Source organism: Saccharothrix deserti, assembly GCF_009769385.1.
In the GTDB taxonomy this organism is placed as follows: domain Bacteria; phylum Actinomycetota; class Actinomycetes; order Mycobacteriales; family Pseudonocardiaceae; genus Actinosynnema; species Actinosynnema deserti.
In genome coordinates, this window is record NZ_VKAB01000016.1 from 259005 (window position 1) to 278563 (window position 19559).

At 71.5% G+C, this 19559-nt stretch carries 12 protein-coding genes; 8 read left to right on the plus strand and 4 right to left on the minus strand.

Annotated features, from left to right (window positions below; genetic code table 11):
- Positions 1-21 precede the first annotated feature (21 nt).
- From FM051_RS26405 to FM051_RS26415, 3 genes are all read left to right on the plus strand, one after another.
- Positions 22-624 carry a TetR/AcrR family transcriptional regulator gene (locus tag FM051_RS26405; RefSeq protein WP_158847867.1) on the plus strand — a complete coding sequence of 201 codons (603 nt, stop codon included), beginning with the start codon at positions 22-24 and terminating at the stop codon, positions 622-624.
- A 6-nt stretch (positions 625-630) separates the two neighbouring features.
- The gene (locus FM051_RS26410) at positions 631-2826 is read left to right on the plus strand and encodes an MMPL family transporter (RefSeq protein ID WP_158847869.1); all 2196 of its coding nucleotides are present in this window, start codon (positions 631-633) and stop codon (positions 2824-2826) included.
- A 149-nt stretch (positions 2827-2975) separates the two neighbouring features.
- Positions 2976-3692 (plus strand): spermine/spermidine synthase domain-containing protein, encoded by a 717-nt coding sequence (locus FM051_RS26415; protein ID WP_158847871.1) that lies wholly within the window; start codon positions 2976-2978, stop codon positions 3690-3692.
- A 24-nt stretch (positions 3693-3716) separates the two neighbouring features.
- On the opposite strand, the gene FM051_RS26420 is transcribed toward FM051_RS26415, so the two are convergent.
- From FM051_RS26420 to FM051_RS26435, 4 genes are read right to left on the minus strand one after another with little or no spacing between them, the layout of a single operon-like run.
- Entirely contained in the window at positions 3717-4337 is a 621-nt protein-coding gene (locus FM051_RS26420; protein ID WP_158847873.1) for a QsdR family transcriptional regulator, read from the minus strand.
- 5 nt (positions 4338-4342) lie between these two features.
- Positions 4343-5785: an MFS transporter gene (locus FM051_RS26425; RefSeq protein ID WP_158847875.1), complete on the minus strand. Its 1443-nt coding sequence runs from the start codon at positions 5783-5785 to the stop codon at positions 4343-4345.
- Between the two features lie 13 nt (positions 5786-5798).
- Positions 5799-6761, minus strand: coding sequence for an alpha/beta hydrolase (locus tag FM051_RS26430; RefSeq protein WP_158847877.1), 963 nt, complete (start codon positions 6759-6761; stop codon positions 5799-5801).
- A gap of 37 nt (positions 6762-6798) precedes the next feature.
- Positions 6799-8541: a fatty acyl-AMP ligase gene (locus FM051_RS26435; protein WP_238412661.1), complete on the minus strand. Its 1743-nt coding sequence runs from the start codon at positions 8539-8541 to the stop codon at positions 6799-6801.
- Between the two features lie 373 nt (positions 8542-8914).
- Between FM051_RS26435 and FM051_RS26440 the strand changes: the two genes are divergently transcribed.
- From FM051_RS26440 to FM051_RS26460, 5 genes are all read left to right on the plus strand, one after another.
- Complete coding sequence (locus FM051_RS26440; RefSeq protein ID WP_158847879.1) at positions 8915-15385, plus strand: type I polyketide synthase; 6471 nt, start codon at positions 8915-8917, stop codon at positions 15383-15385.
- Positions 15382-16323 (plus strand): esterase/lipase family protein, encoded by a 942-nt coding sequence (locus FM051_RS26445; RefSeq protein WP_158847881.1) that lies wholly within the window; start codon positions 15382-15384, stop codon positions 16321-16323. Before FM051_RS26440 ends, FM051_RS26445 begins: the two co-directional genes overlap by 4 nt.
- A 105-nt stretch (positions 16324-16428) precedes the next feature.
- Positions 16429-16794: a helix-turn-helix domain-containing protein gene (locus FM051_RS26450; protein ID WP_158847883.1), complete on the plus strand. Its 366-nt coding sequence runs from the start codon at positions 16429-16431 to the stop codon at positions 16792-16794.
- 131 nt (positions 16795-16925) lie between these two features.
- Positions 16926-17792: an alpha/beta hydrolase family protein gene (locus tag FM051_RS26455; RefSeq protein WP_238412662.1), complete on the plus strand. Its 867-nt coding sequence runs from the start codon at positions 16926-16928 to the stop codon at positions 17790-17792.
- A 131-nt stretch (positions 17793-17923) separates the two neighbouring features.
- Entirely contained in the window at positions 17924-19348 is a 1425-nt protein-coding gene (locus FM051_RS26460) for an alpha/beta hydrolase domain-containing protein (protein ID WP_238412663.1), read from the plus strand.
- Positions 19349-19559: the final 211 nt, after the last annotated feature.

Below are 19559 nucleotides of genomic sequence, written 5' to 3' on the forward strand. Positions count from 1 at the left end.
TAAGGACGTACGGTCGGCGGCATGGCACGACGGTTCCGGCAGCAGGTCGACGACGAGATCCTCGACCGGGCGGCCGCGCTCTTCGCCCAGCACGGGTTCGACCAGACGTCGCTGAAGTCCCTGGCCGACGCCGTCGGCCTGTCCAAGGCCGGTCTGCTGCACCACTACCCGAGCAAGGAAGCCCTCTACGAGGCAGCTCGGGTGGCGGGTCGTGACCGGGGCAGGTCGGTGCTGGAGCAGTTGGAACACCTGCCGCCCGGTCGGGAACGGGATCGGCGTGCGCTGGAACTGGTGACCGACCTCGCGCTGGACCGGCCGGGGTGGGTGGCGCTGGCGTTCAGCTCGTTCACCACGCCCGATGCCGCCACCACGTTCAATGAACAGTTCGATGAACAGACCGTTTTCGTCGCGGAGATGTTCGCCATCGACCTGGACGGCTCCGACCCGGAACGGTTCGTGCGCGTCGTCGGCGCGCTGAGCGCGATGGCCGTGCTGAGCCTGGCCGCCAACCGCAAGGGCGAGAAGACCACGTGGCGGCCGCACATCATCGCGACCTGTTTCGACGCGCTCGGCCATTCCCGGCCCGACGCCTCTTCGTCAAGTTCCCACCAGGTGGAGGCCTGATCCCCGATGGCACTTCTGTTGCAGAGACTCGGCTTGGCCGCCTATCGGCGCCGGTTGGCGGTTGTCCTGCTGTGGCTGGTCGTCCTGGTCGGCTCGGGTGTGGGTGCCGTGACGCTGTCCGGCACCACGTCGAACAGCTTCTCGATCCCCGGTCAGGAGTCCTCCACCGCGCTGGAGAAGATCCAGTCGGAGTTCGGCGGTAGTGGTGCGACCGCACGCGTGGTGGTGCGGGCCCCCGAGGGGCAGACGCTGACCACGCCGGAGAACGCCCAGGCCGTCGGGAAGATGGTGGCCGAACTCGGCGCCCTGCCCGGTGTGTCCTCGGCGAGCAACCCGCTGGACCCGGCCGCACCGACGGTCAACGCCGGGCAGAACACCGCCTACAGCACGGTGACCTACAACGCCGCCGTGGGTGAGGTGACCGCCGAGCAGCAGACCGCGCTGCTCAGCGCCGTCGACAACGTCCGAGCGGGCGGGTTGACCGCCGAGGTGACGGGCGAGGCCACCCAGACGCCACCGCACATCGGCGGCGTGACCGAGGCGCTCGGCGTCGTCATCGCCCTGTTGATCCTCGCGCTGACCTACGGGTCGCTGGTCACGGCCGGGATGAACCTGCTGACCGCTGCCGTCGGCGTGGGCATCGGCGTCCTGGGCATCACCATCGCCACCGGGTTCATGGAACTGCAGTCCACCACCACGGCGCTGGCCGGCATGTTGGGCCTGGCCGTCGGCATCGACTACGCCCTGTTCATCATCAACCGCTACCGGCAGGAACTGCGGCGCGGCGCGGACGTTCCGGCCGCCATCGGCATCGCCGTGGGCACCGCCGGGTCGGCGGTGGTGACCGCGGGCATCACCGTGGTCATCGCCCTGGTGGGGCTGATCGTGGTCGGCATCCCGTTCCTGACGCAGATGGGTGTCGCCGCGGCCGTGACCATCGTGGTGGCCGTCCTCGTCGCCGTCACGCTGGTGCCCGCCGTGCTCGGTTTCCTCGGCCGCCGCGCCCTTCCGCGCAAGCAGCGCACCGCCCCGGCGGACCCGGCCGAGACGACCGAGGCGACCGGCACGCCGGAGCGGGGCTTCTACGCGGGCTGGATCGGCACGATCACCCGGCGCCGGGTGGCGGCGCTGCTGCTGTCGATCATCGCCCTGGGTGTCGTCGCGGTGCCGTTCGCGTCCATGCAGACCACCCTGGTCCAGTCACCCGAGGCGGACAGCACCCAGGAACGGGCCGAGCAGCTGCTCACCGACGGCTTCGGCCCCGGCTTCAACGGGCCGCTGATCGTCCTGTTCGAGGGCGACAACGCCGTCCGGACCGCCACCGAGGCCTCGGGGCCGATCGGCGCGCTCGGCGACGTCGCCTTCGTGGCCCGCGCCATCCCCGACGCCGACGGCACCGCGGCCCTGCTCACCGTCATCCCCGAGTCCGGTCCCACCAGTGAGGCCACCGAGCGGCTCGTCACCGACATGCGCGACTACCTGGCCGGTCTCGACGGCGTCACCGCGTCCGTCACCGGCGCCACGGCGGTCAGCGTCGACGTGGCCGTGGCCCTCGACGAGGCGCTGCCGATCTACCTCGTGCTGGTCGTGGGTCTGGCGCTGATCCTGCTCGTGCTGGTGTTCCGGTCGCTGCTGGTGCCGCTGGTCGGCGTGCTCGGCTTCCTGCTGACCGTGGGGGCCTCGCTCGGCGCGACCGTCGCGGTGTTCCAGTGGGGCTGGCTGGCCGACGCGATCAACCTCGACACCACCGGACCGCTGATCAGCCTCACCTCGATCCTGGTGATCGGCATCCTGTTCGGCCTCGCCATGGACTACCAGATCTTCCTGGTCTCCCGCATGCACGAGGCCCACCACCGGGGCGCCGCGCCCCGTGACGCCATCCTGACCGGCTTCCGCCAGGCCGCCCCGGTCGTCGTCGCCGCGGCACTGATCATGTTCTCGGTCTTCGCCGGGTTCGTCCCGGCGGGCCAGCTCGCGATGAAGTCCATCGCCTTCGCCCTGGCCATCGGCATCCTCGCGGACGCGTTCGTGGTCCGCATGGTCCTGGTGCCGGCGGCGTTGGCCCTGCTCGGCGAACGGGCCTGGTGGCTGCCCAAGTGGCTGCGGTGGCTGCCCGCCCTCGACGTCGAAGGCGCCGCGCTCGTCCAGGAGGACCCGAAGACCGAGACCGAGGGGCACGTGCGCGGCGACGCCGGCCGCTAGCCGACCGGTGTGGGACGGCCGCGACGGGGTGCGCCCCCGTCGCGGCCGTCCTGCTGCGATCATGTGCGCTCGTCCTGCGCTCGCCGCGTGCCCGCGGTCCACTGTGGTAGCCGACCACGACAGCCGAGGACCGACCCGGAGGTAACCCGATGAGCGCGCGTTTCCAGGAACTCGACTGGCGTCAGACGCCTCTGGGTGAACTCGTCCTGCGCCGCCGCTGGGACCCGGTCTTCGACCGGGAGGTGCACGAGATCAAGCTCAACGACGAGTTCCTGATGTCGAGCCTGTTCACCGTCTCCGAGGTGGAGATGGCGCACCTGGCCCTGGCGGACATGCCGGCGCCGCTGGACGTGGTCGTGGGCGGCCTGGGCCTCGGCTACACCGCGCGGACCGTGCTGGAGAACCCGAACGTGCGGTCGATGCTCGTCATCGACGCGCTCGGCGAGGTCATCGAATGGCACCGCCAGGGGCTGCTGCCGGGCGGTCAGGCGTTGGCCGCCGACCCGCGCTGCCGACTGCTCCACGGCGACTTCTTCGCACTCTCGCGCTCCGCCGAAGGGCTCGACCCGGACGAACCCGGCCGCCGGTTCCACGCGATCATCGTCGACATCGACCACTCGCCGCGCCACCTGCTGCACCCGGACAACGCCGACTTCTACCAGGCCGAAGGCCTCCGACGGCTGGCCGACCGCCTCCACACCGGCGGCGTCTTCGCCCTCTGGTCCAACGAACCGCCGGACGACGAGTACACCGCGGCGCTCGCCGACCACTTCGCCCAGGCCCGTGCCGAGGTCGTCCGCTTCCACAACGCACTGCAACAACGCGACGCCACCAGCACCGTCTACCTGGCGAAGGCGCCCGGCTGAGGCAGTCGGCCGAGGCGGTCGGCGTCAGCGCAGGAGCAGGCGCAGGACGCCCTCGGCTTTCTCGATGTTCGGTTCCTGGCCGGCGATGATGTTGAGGTACGTGTACGACTCGATGATCCGGACGATGACGTACGCGACCTCGTGCAGGTCGGCGGGCAGGGCCATCCGGCCGGCATCGGTCTCCTCCTGGAGGATCTGCCGGAACGCCTCGATCAGGCGGGGCTGGAAGCCGGTGTCGTGCCTGGTCAGCAGGCGCATCGCCAGTTCACCCTCGGTGGCGATCCAGTGCTTCATGCCGGGGTTGTCGAGGACCTGCTCGAGGAACCCCGTGGCGATCCGGACCACCCGTTCCGAGCCCGTCTCCCGGACCTCCCGGTTCAGCTCGCCGATCACGAACTCCGTCAGCGACCACGTCACCTCGACCAGCAGCTGGTCGCGCGAGCCGACCCACCGGTAGAGGGTGACGCGGCTGATCTCCAGCTGCTCGGCCAGCACGCTCATGTCGATGCGCTGTTGGCGCAGGAAGTTGCGCTTGGCCTGGCGGAGGGCGTCCACGGGCGTGGGTCGGGTGCGCTTCTTCAGCGCGGCGAGGTCCTGCTGCAGCTTCGTCGGACCGCGGGCGTCCGACCCGCCCACAGGAGACATGGATGTCATGGTCGCACAGCCCGGCGCGAGGGCCGTCGGGTGATCTTGCCCGCGCCGGCGGACAGCGCGAGCAGGAACGCCACGGCCACCGCGAGCGCGGCTACCAGCACACCGGCCGCGTAACCGTCGGCGATTGACTTCGGTTCTCCGTCGGAGGCAGCGGCGGTGACGGCGTACGTGCTGCCGACGGCGGCGACGCCCAGCGCGCCCGCCAGCTCGCGGGCGGCGGTGACGGCTCCGGAGGCCACCCCGGCGAACCGGTCCTCCACCGAGTCCAGCACCGCCGTGGTCAACGGGGTGGTGAGCGCCGAGCCGAACCCGGCCAACGCCAGGCAGGCGAGCAGTCCCCCGGCGTGCGCGCGGTCCGCGAGTCCGACGATGGCGAACAGCGCCACCGCGACCAGTGCCAGTCCGAGGCCCGCGACGTGCCACGAGCCGATCCGCCGCACCAGCGGGGCCACGACCGGCGTGCCCACCACCACCGCCAGCGCGATCGGCACGAAGAACAGGCCGCTGCCCGCCGGCGTGAGCCCGAGGACCCGTTCCAGGTACGGCGGGCTGACGAACAGCAGCCCGGTGATCGCGATGCTCCACAACGCCTGGGCCAGTGCGCCGACCACGAACACCCGCCGCCCGATCACGGCACGCGGCAGCAGCGGGTGCGCGGTCCGCCTCTCGTGGACGACGAACACCAGCGACGCCGCCACCGCCACCACGACGAGCACGGGCGGGCCGGTGTCGAGCAGGAGGGCCATGAAGGCGAACATCGCCACCGACAGGGCCGTGGTCCCGAGCACGGTCAGCCGCGTCCTCGCGCCCGGTCCACCCGGTGTGCCCGGTCCGCCCGGCCGCAGCGTCACGGCCGCCAGCACGAGCGTGACCAGGCAGCACGGCACCGCGCCCAGGAAGATCCACCGCCAGTGCGCGAACTGGGACAACGCACCGCCCAACGCCGGACCGATCGCCAGCGCGGCAGCCAGCGCCGCCGTCCACACCGCGATGCCGAGTGGACGGTGTCGCGGGTGCAGGTCGGTGCGCAGCAACGCGAGTCCGGTCGGCACGAGCAGCGCCGCCGCGGCGCCCTGCCCCGCCCGCCACAGCGCCAACGCCACACCCGACCCGGCGGTGCCACACCCCAGTGAGGTGACGGCGAACGCGGCCAGGCCGATCAGCAGCACCCGCCGTGGGCCGAACCGGTCGCCCAGCGCGCCCGCCGTGATCAGCAGACCGGCGAAGACGAGCATGTAGCTCACCACGACCCACTGCAGGCCCGTCGTGGACAGCCGCAGGTCCGCGCCGATCGTCGGCAACGCCACCATCAGGATGCTGTTGTCCAGCGCGGTGACGAACCCGGCGAACCCGGCGACGAGCACCGTCGGCAACGGTCGCCGCGCCACCGGGTCCGCTCCCCCGGCCACACCACCGGCGTCCACACCACCGGGATCCACGCCGGGGTCCACGTCAGCCGGGCAGGCCGAGCGCGGTCATCAACTGCGGCCAGGAGCGGCGCAGTTCGCGCTGCCAGTACGGCCAGGTGTGGGTGCCGTCGCCGTACGCGTTGACGGTGATCGGGATGTTCAGCAGGCGCATCCTGAGCACGAAGTCGGGCGAGGTGGCGCCGACGATCCGCTCATTGGCGTCGTAGTCGAAACCTGGGTCGAGCGGGCCGGTGAACCCGTTGCCGTAGGACATGTACAACGACGTCCCGCGCAGCCCGGCGGCGAGTTCCTTCGGGTTGTTCGCCCGCCAGACCTGCTCCTGGAAGCGGTCGTCGCCCCACAGCGCGCTCGCGGACAGGCCTTCGCGCAGCACGGTCGCCGTCACGTACGCCGGCACACCGACGAACTGGGTGGACAGCACGCCGCTGTACGACGCCGCCGCCTTGAAGTACCCCGGTCGCTTGGCCGCGTACTTGAACGCGCCCGTGCCGCCGGCGGACAGACCGGCGATCGCCCTGCTGCTGCCGGCGCGGTAGCCGCGTTCGAGCAGCTGGACCAGTTCGGTCATGTGGAACGTCTCCCACGCGGGCGTGCCGCCGCGACCGCCGTTCCACCAGTCCGAGTACCAGCCTGCCCGGCCGCCGTCGGGCATGACGATCAGCACGTCGCTGGACGCGCTCAGCTGCTCGACATCGGTTTCCCTGGTCCACGAGGTGTAGTCGTCGCCGCACCCCTGGAGCAGGAACAGCACCGGCCAGGTGCGGGTCGCGGTCGGCGACCAGCCGGGCGGCGTCAGCAGCCGCACGGGGACGTTGCCGCCGATGGCGGGCGAGTTGACGGTGAGGTCGTAGGTTCGGTCGTCCAGGCGGGTCTGCTTCACCACGGTCGCGCCGTCGTCGGCCACGACCGCGACGGCGGGCGGTGCGGGCACGATGACCGACACCACCAACGCGGCGGCCACGGCGAGGGGTGATCTGAGGGACATTGCGGGCTCCTGACGGGGTCGAGGCCGGGTCACGCGGTCACGCGGTCACGGCGAAGCTGCCTTCGAGGTACCTCTCACGGCACAGGGAGCGGGACAGCTTGCCGCTCGACGTGCGCGGCACCGTGCCCGGTTCGGCCAGCACGACGTCGTGCACGCGCAGGTCGTGGTGCGTGGACACCTCGGCCCGCACCAGAGCGGCGAGCCGTGCGAGGTCGATGTCCTCTCGTGGGGTGCGCGGGCTGCGTTCCGCGACGACGACCAGCACCTCCTGGTCGCCGCGGTCGACGGCGAAGGCAGCGACGTGGCCGTCCCGCAGGGCGGAGTCGACCGACTCCACGGTGGCCTCGATGTCCTGCGGGTAGTGGTTGCGGCCGTCGATGATGATCGTGTCCTTGATCCGGCTGACCACGTAGAACTGCCCCTCGTGCCGCACGCCCAGGTCGCCGGTGCGCAGCCAGCCGTCGCGCGGCAGCCCGGCCGGCGGGTCGGTGACGGTCGTGCCGAACACGCCGACGTCCCGTTCGCCGCCGGACCAGTAGCCGGGTGAGACGTTGGGGCCGGACACCCGGATCTCGCCGACCCGTCCGTCTGGCAGCGGCTCGTCGGTGGCCGAGTCCACGATCAGGACGTGCTGGTCGACGGGTGCCCCGTGGCCGACCAGTGTGGTGCTCGGCTGCCCGTCGACAGGGGCGACGGCGCGGCCCGCGGCGAGCGCGGCCCGGTCGAAGGCCGTGGTCACCGGCGCCTGCCGGGCGGCGGTGACGTAGACGGTGGCCTCTGCCAGGCCGTAGGACGGGCGCTGGACGTCCGCACCCAGGCCGTGCGGCGCGAAGGCCTCCTGGAACCGGGCCACGGTGCCGGCGCGCACCGGCTCACTGCCGTTGGCCAGCGTGAGCACGCCGGTCAGGTCCAGCGTGGACCGCTTGGCCTCGGGCACGCGGCGCACGCACAGGTCGTAGGCGAAGTTCGGCGCCGCGCTGAGCACCGACTGCCGGCCACTCATCGCTTCGAGCCAGCGGATCGGGCTGTACAGGAACGCGAGCGGGTCCATGAACACGGTTTCCGACCCGAACACCAGTGGCGAGCCCATGCCCAGCACCAGACCCATGTCGTGGAACAGCGGCAGCCAGCTGACCGGGCTCACCTCGTCCACCACGCCGTAGGCGCGCAAGGCCTGCCGGGCGTTGACCATCAGGTTCCGGTGCGTCACGACGACACCGGCGGGTTGCCGGGTGGAGCCCGACGTGTACTGGAGGTACGCGGGCTGGTCGGCCTGCGTCGCGGCGATGGTTCCGGTCGGTGGCAGCGCCTCCAGGTCCTCGACCGCCAGGACGTCGAACGGCCCGGCCAGCTCCTCCCGGGTCGCCGCGAGCAGTGCCGTTGTGGTGAGCAGGGCCTTCGGCGCGCAGTCGCCCAGCACGCCGACGATCCGATCGCGGTGCCCGGCGCCGTCGACCGGGAAGAGCGGCACCGCGAGCACCCCGGCGTAGAGGCACCCGAAGAACGCCGTCACGTAGTGGAGTCCTTGCGGCAGCAGCAGAACGGCGCGGTCACCGGGTTCGGCGCGGGCGCGCAGGCCGGATGCGATGGCGCGGGCCCGACTGTCCACTTCGGACCAGGTGAGCGTGGTGGCGCGACCGCGGTTGTCCTCCGAGTAGTCCACGAAGGTGAAGGCCGGCCGGTCGGGCTTCTCCCGCGCCCAGCGCAGGACCGCCTCCGTGACCGTGCCCCGGCCGACTTCGGACGCCGGTACCCGGCCGGGTGACATCGCGACAGTCATCCGAACCTCCTCGATGAGGTGAGAAGCGGAGTGCGAGCGGCGGAACGCGACGTGCAGCTAAGCCACGTCACGTCGCATAACGGAACAAACCGTTCATGTGTAACAACGCGAGGACGCTACATTTACGCCTCAGAGTGTGTCAACGAGCGCTTTGAGTGACCGATACAGGGGATTACACACCCAAACGGCCTATTGCCGTACAGGAGCGCGGGCCGCAATCATCAGGTTTCCGTTCATTACAGAAGCTCCAAGTGTTACATTCGCCGTTCTGCGAACCAGGTTCGTGGGACGCCGCACCAGCCGCCGGGCCGTGTCCGCCGCCCGCGTTGCCCGCGCGTTCCACCCGTCCCTGCTCACCGCCCCGAAGGTGCCCATGAGCGGTCACACCCCGTCGACCGAAGCCGGCCTCAGAGACTGGTTGGCAGCCAACATCGCCGAGACCGTCGGCCTCCCGCCCGAGGACCTCGACGTCGACCGCCCGCTCGTCGAACTGGGGCTGTCGTCCCGCGACGCCGTGGTGCTGGCCGGCGCGCTCGGCGAGGTCACCGGCCTCGACCTGCCGGTCAGCGCGCTGTGGCAACACCCGACCGTCGCCCAACTCGCGCGCCACCTGTCCGACCGGACCGAGGGCGGTGCACGGGGTGAACCCGAGCCCGGTCGCACGGCCACCGACGAGGCGATCGCCGTCATCGGTCTGGGCTGCCGACTCCCCGGCGGTGTGCACGGCCCGGACGAGTTCTGGTCCCTGCTGCGCGACGGACGCGACGCGGTGCGCGCGGCACCGCTCGAACGCTGGGACGCGATGCCCGACGGCGCGCCCCGGTGGGGCGGTTTCCTCGACGACATCACGGGTTTCGACGCCGAGTTCTTCGGCATCGCGCCGCACGAGGCGGCGAGCATGGACCCCCAGCAGCGGCTGGTGCTGGAGGTGGTCCAGGAGTCGCTACAGCACGCGGCCGTCCCGGCGGACTCGTTGCGCGGCACGGCAACCGGCGTGTTCGTCGGCATCTCGGCCGGCGAGTACGGCGCGGCGTCCGCCGTCGACCCGGCCCGGATGAGCCCGTGGACCGCAACCGGCGGCGCGCTGAGCATCGCGGCCAACCGGGTGTCGTACCTGCTGGACCTGCGCGGACCCAGCATGGCGGTGGACACCGCGTGCTCGTCGTCGCTGGTGGCGGTTCACCAGGCGTGCCAGAGCCTGCGTTCGGGTGAGAGCGACACCGCGTTGGTGGCCGGGGTGAACCTGCTGCTGACGCCCGCGCTCACGGTGGGCTTCCACCGGGCCGGGCTGTTGTCGGCGGACGGCCGCTGCAAGCCGTTCGACGCCTCGGCCGACGGTATCGCCCGCGCCGAGGGCTGCGCCGCCGTGGTGCTCAAGCGGTTGTCCGACGCACGACGCGACGGCGACCGCGTGCTGGCCGTGATCCGGGGCAGCGCGGTGAACTCCGACGGCCGCTCCAACGGTCTGATGGCGCCCAACCCGCGTGCCCAGGCCGAACTCGTCCGGCGGGCCTACCGCGACGCGGGCGTGGACCCGGCGCAGGTGGACTACGTCGAGGCGCACGGCACGGGCACGCTGCTCGGCGACCCGATCGAGGCGGGCGCGCTCGGCGAGGTGCTGGGCCGTGACCGCGACCCGGACCGCCCGCTGCTGATCGGATCGGTCAAGTCCAACATCGGGCACACCGAGTCGGCCGCCGGTCTGGTCGGCCTGGTCAAGACCGTGCTGGCCATCCGGCACGGCGAGATCCCGCCCAGCCTGCACTTCACCGAACCCAACCCGCACATCGACTTCACCGGGCTGCGCGTGGTCACCGAACCCGTCGACTGGCCCCGGTACGCAGGTCGGGTCACGGCCGGTGTCTCGTCGTTCGGGTTCGGCGGCACCAATGCGCACGTGGTGCTGGAGGAGGCCGCCGCGCTCGAAGGTGCCACGCCGGACGACGACGCCGTCCACGCCGTGGTGCTGTCCGGGATGTCCGACGACCGGGTCAGGCGGCACGCCGAGGTGGTCGCGGACTGGTTGCGGGACAACGACACCCCTCTCGGCGCTGTGGCGGCGACCCTGGCCCGCCGACGTGGGGCCGACCGCGTGCGGGCCGCGGTCGTCGGCCGTGACCGCGCCGAGGTCACCGACCGGCTGCGCGCCATGGCCATGGGGCAGCGCACACCGGGCGTGGTCCCCCCACAACCGGTTCGGCGCGCCACGGACCGGAAGCTGGTGTGGGTGTTCTCCGGTTTCGGTTCCGGCAGACCGGGCATGGCGCGCGGGCTGCTGGCCGACGAGCCCGCGTTCGCCGCCGCAGTGGACGAGGTGGACGACCTGCTGCGCGAGCACACCGACGTGTCCCTGCGGGGACTCCTCGTCGACCCGCCCGACGCGATGGACTTCGAGCAGGGTCAGATCGCGTTGTTCGGTGTGCAGGTCGGCCTGGCCGCGCTGTGGCGGTCCTACGGCGTGCGGCCGGCAGCCGTCATCGGGCAGTCGTCCGGCGAGGTGGCCGCGGTGGTGGTCGGTGGGGCACTGAGCCTGACCGACGGCGTGCGGGTGGCCGCCACCCGCGCCCGACTGATGGGCCGGATCGACGCGGCGGACTCGGGTGCGATGGCGGCGGTCGAACTGACCACCAACGAGATCGACGCGTTCACGCACGACCTGCCCGACCTCGCGATCGCGGTCCACGCCGCGCCCCGGCGCAACACGGTGGCCGGACCGCGCCCGCAAATCGAGACCCTGATCCGGCGGGCCGAGTCGCAGGGCCGCCTGGCGACCGTGCTGCCGCTGCGCACCAGTGCGCACACCGCCGCCGTCGACCAGGTGCTCGCCGAACTGCGGGCGGAGCTGCGGTCCGTGCGGCGACAGGACGGCGGAGTCCCGTGCTACAGCACGGTCACCGAAGAGCCGCCGTCCTTCGACGCCGAGTACTGGGCGCACCACATGCGCCGGCCGGTCCGCTTCACCCAGGCCGTGGCCGCCGCCGTCGGGGACGGTCACGACGGGTTCCTGGAGGTCTCGCCGCACCCGATCGCGTTGGCCTCGGTCGAGGAGACGGCGCGGGATGCGGGTCTGGCGGACCTGCTGCTGTGCGGGTCGTTGCGGCGGGACCAGGACGACACGACGACGTTCCACGCGAACCGGGCGTTGCTCGCGGTGGACGGGTCGGCTCCCCTGCCCGACGCGGCGGTCACCGATGTACCGGTGGTGCCGTGGCAGCACGTGCGGCACTGGCTCGCGCCGACTCCGACGGCTGTCGGCACGACGGGGCATCCACTGCTCGGCGCCCACGCCGAGGTTCCGGGTGGGCTCACCCACGTGTGGCACGCCGACGTGGGGCTCAAGGCGTTGCCGTGGTTGTCCGACCACTGCGTGCACGACGTGCCGGTGCTGCCCGGCGCGGCGTACACCGAGATCGCCCTGGCCGCCGCGGTCGAGGTGTTGGCGGTGCCCGCGCGGGATCTGGCCGTCAGCGATGTCGTGTTCGAAGGGCTGCTCGCGCTGGACGACCAGGTCGCCCTCAGCACTGTCGCCGAGGACGACCGGCGCGGCGGTGTGCGGGTCGAGATCCACTCCAAGTCCGCCGGTGGGCGGTGGGCCCGGCACGCCACGGCGACCGTCGTGCCGGCCTCGCCCGGTGCGGTGCGTGCGCCGGTCGTGTGTGACGGACTGGCGGAGTTGGCCCTGTACGACCGGGTGGCGGAGAGCGGGTTGCACTACGGGCCGGCGTTCCGGGGTGTCCGGTCGGTGGTCGCCGGTGATGGTCTCGCGGTTGGCGCGATCGCTGTGACGGAGGAGGAACGTTCGGCGCACCTGCCGGTGACGTTGTTCGACTCGTGCCTCCAAGTCCTGGCCGCCGCCGCGTTCGAACCGCTCGGCGTGCGGGCCGGACGCACCTACCTGCCGGTGGGCATCGGTTCGGTCCGGGTGCACGGCGACCCACGTCAGGGTGTGCGGTGCGAGGCCGCGGTTGTCGTGGTGGACGACCGGGACGACGAACTGGTCGGCTCGGTGTGGCTCTACGACGACGCCGACGTGCTCCTGGTGGAGGCGACCGACGTCCGGGTGCGGGTGGTGGACGGGGCGGCGGTGCCCGTGCCGTTGTCCGGGCTCGCCTTCGAGATGCAGTGGGAACGCCTGGCGCTGCCGCCGTCGTCTTCCGGTAGCCACGACTGGCTTCTGCTCACCGACCAACCCGACGACCCGTTCGTGGCGCGGTTCGCCGCACTAGCGGACGCGGCAGGCGATCGGGTGCGAGTCGCCGGCTCCTTGCGCGGTGTCGACCAACCCGTGCAAGGAGTCGTGCTCATGCCTGGCGCGATCGGCGGGCCGGGGATGGTCGAGGCGGCCGAACGGGAGGTGGTCGTGGCGGCACGGGTCGCCGCCGAGTTGGCCGCGAGGCAGGACCCGCCGCGGCTGTGGATCGCGACCCGTGAGGCGTCGGCAGTGGGGTCCGGTGAGCCGGGATCGCCCGGTCAGGCCGCGTTGCGGGCGTTGGTGCGCGTGCTCGCCTTCGAACACCCCCGGTTGCGCGCGTCCCTGGTCGACCTGCCTCGGACGGGTGACGCCGAGGCGTTGCTGGCCGAACTGCGTGCCGACCAGGCCGACGACGAGGTGGGGTGGCGCGGACGTGACCGGCACGTGGCCCGGCTGCGGCCCACCGCGATCTCCGCGCCCGTGACCGGAGCGGTCGTCCTGCCCGGCTCCTACCTGATCACCGGTGGTCTGGGTGGGCTCGGTCTGGTGGTGGCGCAGTGGTTGGCCGGGCTGGGCGCGACCCGGGTCGTGCTCAACGGCCGGCGCGGGGCGACCGCCGACAGTGCGGCTGAGCTGGCGAAGATCCAGGCCACCGGCACCGAGGTGGTCGTGGTGACCGGTGACATCGCCGAGCCGGGTGTGGCCGAACGCGTGGTGGCGGCGGCCGTGGCCGGGGAACGGCGGCTGCGCGGTGTGGTCCACGCGGCGGGTGCCCTGGTGGACGTGCCGGTCGAGCGGGTGGACGCGGACAGCGTGCGGGCGGCGTTCGCGCCGAAGGCTCGTGGCGCGTGGCGGCTGCACGAGGCGACCGACGGCCTCGACCTGGACTGGTGGGTGAACTTCTCGTCCGCCGCGGCCATGCTCGGGTCACCGGGCCAGACTCCCTACGCCGCGGCCAACGCCTGGCTCGACGCGTTCACCGCGTGGCGGCGGTCGCAAGGGCTGGTCGCGACGACCATCGACTTCGGGGCGTGGGGTCAGGTCGGTCTCGCTCGTGACTCGGACAACCCGCTGTTGCGGCCGATCTCGCCGGCGGAGGGGATCCAGGCGCTGGAGGCGATCCTGCTCGCCGACCGGCCGGACACGGGTGTCATCCGGATGGACCGGCAGGCCGCTGTCGACCTGTTCCCCGAGTTGGGCAGGCGGCCGTTCTTCTCCGCCGTGCTGGCCACACCGTCGACAGTGGACGACGAGTGGCCGGGGCCGGACGCGCTGCGGGACGTGCCGGACGCGGCGGTGTTGGTGCGGCGCAGGTTGCGGACGGTGGTCGGGCGGGTCATGGGCTATGCCGACGACCAGTTGAGCACCACCGTCGCGCTGGCCGACCTGGGCTTGGACTCGCTGATGGCGATGCGTGCCCGCAACGCCGTCGAGCACGACCTGGGCGTGCAGCTGCCGATGCCGCTGCTACTGCGGGGAGCAACCCTCGATGACGTGGCGCGGCACGTCACGACGGAGTTGGGCGTGGTCGACGACGTCGCTTCGCCGGGTCCGGTGGAGACCGGATTCGTCGCGCCGCGTGATCCGACCGAGCGGTGGCTGGCCGGGTTGTGGGCCGAGGTGCTCGGCCGCTCGCGGATCGACGTCACCGAGGACTTCTTCGCCGTCGGTGGTGACGCGGAGCGCGCGGAGGTGCTGCTCGCGGCGATCAGGCGGCGGTTGGGTGCGGACGCGCCGACCGGGCGGCTGATGGCGGTGCCGACCGTGGAGGGCATGGCCGACGAGCTGCGGTCGGCGTTCGAGGGGGTCGACGGTCCGGTCCGGGTGCTGCGCTGGTCGGGTGGGCGCCCGCCGCTGCACCTGTTCCACCCGGCGGGCGGGCCGACGAGCGTCTACCAGCCGTTGGTCGAACTCCTGGGCGACGACCAGCCCTGTTACGGCTACGAGCGGCTGGACGACGTGGCCGATCTGACCGCCAAGGCGGCGCGGTACGTCGAGCTGATCCGGGAGATCCAGCCGACCGGGCCGTACCGGCTGGGCGGGTGGTCGTTCGGCGGTTGCCTGGCGCACGAGATCGCCTGTCAGCTCCACGCGGCCGGCGAGCGGGTGGACGTCGTCGTGATGATCGACTCCGTCCGGCCGCTGCCGTCGCCCGACGTGCCGCCCACCGAGGTCCTCCGGCACCGGTTCGGCCGGTACGTCGAGCACATCCAGCGGACGCACGGTGTCACGGTGCAGCTGCCGTGGGAGGAGCTGGCAGGCCTGGACGACCACGGTCAGATCGATGCGGTCATCGCCGCCGTGGCGGAGGCGGGCGTGCGGATGAGCGCCGGCGCCCTGCACCACCAGCGGACGTCCTATTTGGACGCCAGGACGGCGGAGCGCTTCCAGCCCAAGCACTTCCCCGGCTCGGTGGTGTTCTACCGGGCGACCGTGCGGGAAACGCTGACGACCGTGCTGGACCCGCGCTACCTGCGGACGTTGGACGACGACGACCTCGGGTGGTCGGACACCGTGGACCGGCTGGACATCGTCCCCGTGCCGGGGGACCACCTCTCCATGATCGACCCGCCGAACGTGGAAGTACTGGCCGCGCACCTGAACGCGCTGCTCGCCGACACACCCGTGCCTCGGCCGGGAGAGGCGCAATGACCCCGGTCCGGTCGCGCCTGGCCGCCGTCGTGCTCGTCGTCGGCGTGCTCGCTGGTCAGGCCGCGTCTCCCGGCTACGCCAGCGCTGACTCGGACCCGCCGGCCGGGCCGCCGCAGTCCGATATCCGCATAGCCCAGTTCTACTCGTGGTGGCATCCGACGGCGTCTCCGGCGGGTGCCAACGATTGGGCCTGCCGGACCACACCGCGTCACCCCCGGCCGGTCGTGCTGGTTCTCGGCACCGGGTCCAACGCCTACTACGAGTGGGCACGGATGGCGCCGGTGCTCCGTGGCGAGGGTTATTGCGTGTTCGCGCCGAACGTCGGTGGCCGGCCCGGCAGTCCGGTGCAGGCCGTCGGGCCGATCGCGGAGACGGCGCGGCAGTTCGCCGTGTTCGTCGACCGGGTGCTGGCCGCGACCGGTGCGTCCAAAGTGGACGTCGTCGGGCACTCGCAGGGTGGTGTGGTGGCCCGGTACCACCTCAAGTACCTGGGTGGTCGCGAGAAGGTCGACGCCCTCATAGGGCTGGCGCCCGCGAATCGCGGCACGACGGTGCACGGCCTGCTCACCCTGATCACCGCGATTCCGCTCACCTCATGGGCGCTCGGCGTCGGTTGCCCGGCCTGTGTCGAGTTGGAGAGGGGCTCTCGGTTCATGGCCGAACTGAATTCCGGCGGCATGACGTACCCGGAGATCGACTACACGGTGATCATCACGAACAGGGACATCGTGGTGTCGCCCTACCGGTCGAGTTTCCTGCCCGCCGGGCCCAACGTGCGCAACACGTTGCTGCAGGACGTCTGCCCGCACGAGCGCGCTGACCACGTCGACATCACCTACAGCGCGGTGGCGACCCGTCTCGTGCTCAACGCCCTCGATCCCGGTTCCGCCGTCCCGCCCGACTGCGGTCGCCGGGACGCCAACGCCGGAACGCCCTGAGGAGCAGCCATGCGCACCTCCCGGAACGGCAACGTGAACGGCAATGGGAACGGGAACGGGAACGGGATTGGGAACGGGACAACGCCTGGTGCACGGTGGCAGGACGTGCCCCGCGGCCCGTGGGCCCCGGACGCTCCTCTCGACGCGGAACTGCTCGTGCAGCGGTGCCACGACAGCGTCTCGGTCGCGCACCTGGCAGGCCAGGCGGCGGACCTGTTCGCCGGGCTGCCGCGCGGCAAGGCGGCCCGGCTCACGGAGACGCTGGAGGCCCTCCTGGCGTCCAGGCACCGCACCGCGACCGAGGTGGCCACGGCGCTCGGCATCCACGCGCAGACCGCCCGGTACCGGCTGCGGCAGCTCGACCTGATCCTCGGCGACCGGCTGGACGACCCGCAGTTCCGGCTGCGAATCCAACTCTCGTTGCGCGCGGACAGGCTGCGACGCGGTTTCCCGGGACAAAGCAGTCAATAGCGCGACAACCGCGCGGACCAATGTTGTCAACTGACAGCAGGTTTTATCCGAGGCTATTCACGGCACCACACCGAACCGCTAGTGCCCAATTCACGGAGTCCATCTTTCAGTGTCGAAGGAGTTTGATTCCCGTGCGTCTCAAGAAATTCTCGCGGCCATTCTCGATGGCCGCCGCGGTCGTCACCGCGACCGCGTTGTTCATCTCACCGCAGGCGTCGGCCGATCCCACCGCGTTCGTACAACACGGGCCGGATCCGACATCGCAGTCCGTGCAGGCCCAACGCGGCCCGTACGCCACCTCCCGAACGACCGTCTCGTCGGGTACGGGCTTCAACCGGGGCACCATCTACTACCCCACCACCACCAGCGAGGGCACGTTCAGCGCGGTGGCGGTCATCCCCGGATTCACCGAGAGTGAGTCCACCATGTCGTGGTACGGCACCACGTTGTCCTCACACGGGTTCGTGGTGTTCACCCTGGAGGCCGAGGGCGGGCTCGACTTCCCCGACGCCCGCGCCGACCAGCTGCTCGCTGCGCTGGACTACCTGGTGAACTCGTCGTCGGTGCGCGACCGGGTCGACCGCAACCGGCTCGGCGTGATGGGCCACTCGATGGGCGGCGGCGGCACGCTGGAGGCGGCGAACGAGCGCCCGTCGCTGCGGGCGGCGATCCCGCTGGCGGCGTGGCACAACACCAAGAACTTCCCGCAGGTGCAGGCCGCGACACTCGTCATCGGCGCCGAGGGTGACAGCGTCGCCTCGCCCGGCAGTCACTCGGAGCCCTTCTACCAGGGCCTGCGGTCGGCGGAGAAGGCGTACCTGGAGCTGAACAACGGCAACCACTTCACCACCAATTCCTACACGCCGACCGTCACCAAGTACGCGGTGTCGTGGCTGAAGCGGTTCCTGGACGACGACACCCGCTACAGCCAATTCCTGTGCCCGCCCCCGTCGCCGGACTCGAACATCAACGAATACCGCCACACCTGCCCGGTCTGAGCAAGCCGACCGATCCGAGCAAGCCGACCGGTCCGACCACGCGCGGGGCCGGGGCCGTCTGCGGGGCGTCTACGGGCGTCTCCGGCCCCGTGTCGTGAGCACTCCGGAAAACCTTTGAGAGAAGGCAGACGATGACCCAGATATTCCGACGATCCGCCGCTGTCGTGGCAGCGGCGGTGTCGACGGTCGCCGCACTCGTGCTCCCGGTGCCGACCGCCTCCTCGGCACCGACCGCCGCCGTCCCGACCCCGCAGGTGCGTGAGATCCCGTCCACGGCGGGCCGGGGATTCCCGGCCAGCGGCTCCCACGGCGTGCTCGACCTCGCCGCGCGCGGCTACCTCGAGCAGGAGTACATGCTGTCCGGCACCGCCAGTACCTACCGGGCGGAAGGGCTCTGGACCGACAACGGCCGGTGGCGCGCGGTCGTGGACGGGACCGGGGTCGACTACACCACCAGGATGGTGGTGGTCCGCCCGAACAACATGGCCGCGTTCAGCGGAACCGTCGTGGTCGAGTGGCTGAACGTGAGCTTCGGTGTCGACATCCCGGTGGACTTCTCCCAGTCCTACGAGTACTTCGCGCGGCAGGGCATCGTCTACGTCGGCCTCACCGTCCAGCAGGTGGGCGCGCAGACGTTGACGAAAATCGACCCCGCGCGGTACGCGGGGGTGTCGATCCCCGACGACTCGGCGTCCTACGACATCATGTCCCAAGCGGCACAAGCGATCCGGACCACGCCCGCGCTGCTCGGCGGACAGACCCCGAGGACCGTGCTGGCCACCGGGCACTCCCAGTCGGCGTTCCGGCTGACGACGTACGCGAACGCGATCCAGCCGTCGCACGGCGTCTACGACGGGATCATGCTGCACGGCCGGGCGGGCGGTGCGGCCCCGATCAACTCCGACTCAGCGCTCACGATCACCACCCGGATCCGCGAGGACCTGTCGGTTCCTGTCTTCACGCTCCAGGCTGAGACGGACATCGTCGCCTCGTCCTCGGTGCGCCAGGACACCGCGCGCGTCCGCACGTGGGAGGTGGCGGGCACGGCTCACGCCGACAAGTACGGCGTCGACCTGTACAACGCGGCCAACGCCCGGGACAAGGCGGTCAACGACGGGGCACCGACCGTGTGCGACGACCCGATCAACTCGATGACGTTCCGCTACGCGCAGAACGCCGCCTACGATCACCTGATCCGGTGGGCACGGGGTGGTGCGGCTCCGCCGACCGCCGAGCCGATCCGGGTGTTGTTCGGCGTCATCGTCGTGCGCGACCAGGACAACAACGCGCTCGGCGGCGTGCGACTGCCGGACCTCGACGTGCCGGTGGCGACGTACGGGCCCAACAACAGCGGTGGCAACGTCGCCGCCGCGTGCATGCTGTTGGGGCGGACCACTCCGTTCACGCCGGCCCGCATCGCGGCTCTGTACCCGGACCACGCCACCTACGTGGCCCGCTTTACGGCGGCTGCGGATCGAGCCGTGCGGGCGGGGGTGATGCTTCCGGTGGACCGGAACGAGGCCGTGGCCCGAGCTGCTGCGGCGCCCGTCCCGTGATCGGGTGATCTGTTGGGGTTGTGGTGTGCGACTTGGGTTTGGTGCACGCCACGGGTTGGGTCCGGCTCGATTTGACATGGGGCCCTTACGGGCACCGGAGGCAGGCCGCAGCCGGCAGGCATGGCAGGGAAGAGCGCCCGCCAAGCCTGCCGGCTCCGACCAGCCTATGGCACCCGAACCCATGTCAAATCGAGCCTCGTCGGCCACCGCC

Excerpts from the sequence above, each read along its gene's own strand:
- FM051_RS26410 (WP_158847869.1), top strand. The coding sequence starts at position 631 with ATGGCACTTCTGTTGCAGAGACTCGGCTTGGCCGCCTATCGGCGCCGG.
- FM051_RS26405 (WP_158847867.1), top strand. The coding sequence starts at position 22 with ATGGCACGACGGTTCCGGCAGCAGGTCGACGACGAGATCCTCGACCGG.
- FM051_RS26415 (WP_158847871.1), top strand. The coding sequence starts at position 2,976 with ATGAGCGCGCGTTTCCAGGAACTCGACTGGCGTCAGACGCCTCTGGGT.
- FM051_RS26430 (WP_158847877.1), bottom strand. The coding sequence starts at position 6,761 with ATGTCCCTCAGATCACCCCTCGCCGTGGCCGCCGCGTTGGTGGTGTCG.
- FM051_RS26435 (WP_238412661.1), bottom strand. The coding sequence starts at position 8,541 with ATGACTGTCGCGATGTCACCCGGCCGGGTACCGGCGTCCGAAGTCGGC.
- FM051_RS26445 (WP_158847881.1), top strand. The coding sequence starts at position 15,382 with ATGACCCCGGTCCGGTCGCGCCTGGCCGCCGTCGTGCTCGTCGTCGGC.
- FM051_RS26460 (WP_238412663.1), top strand. The coding sequence starts at position 17,924 with ATGACCCAGATATTCCGACGATCCGCCGCTGTCGTGGCAGCGGCGGTG.
- FM051_RS26420 (WP_158847873.1), bottom strand. The coding sequence starts at position 4,337 with ATGTCTCCTGTGGGCGGGTCGGACGCCCGCGGTCCGACGAAGCTGCAG.
- FM051_RS26440 (WP_158847879.1), top strand. The coding sequence starts at position 8,915 with ATGAGCGGTCACACCCCGTCGACCGAAGCCGGCCTCAGAGACTGGTTG.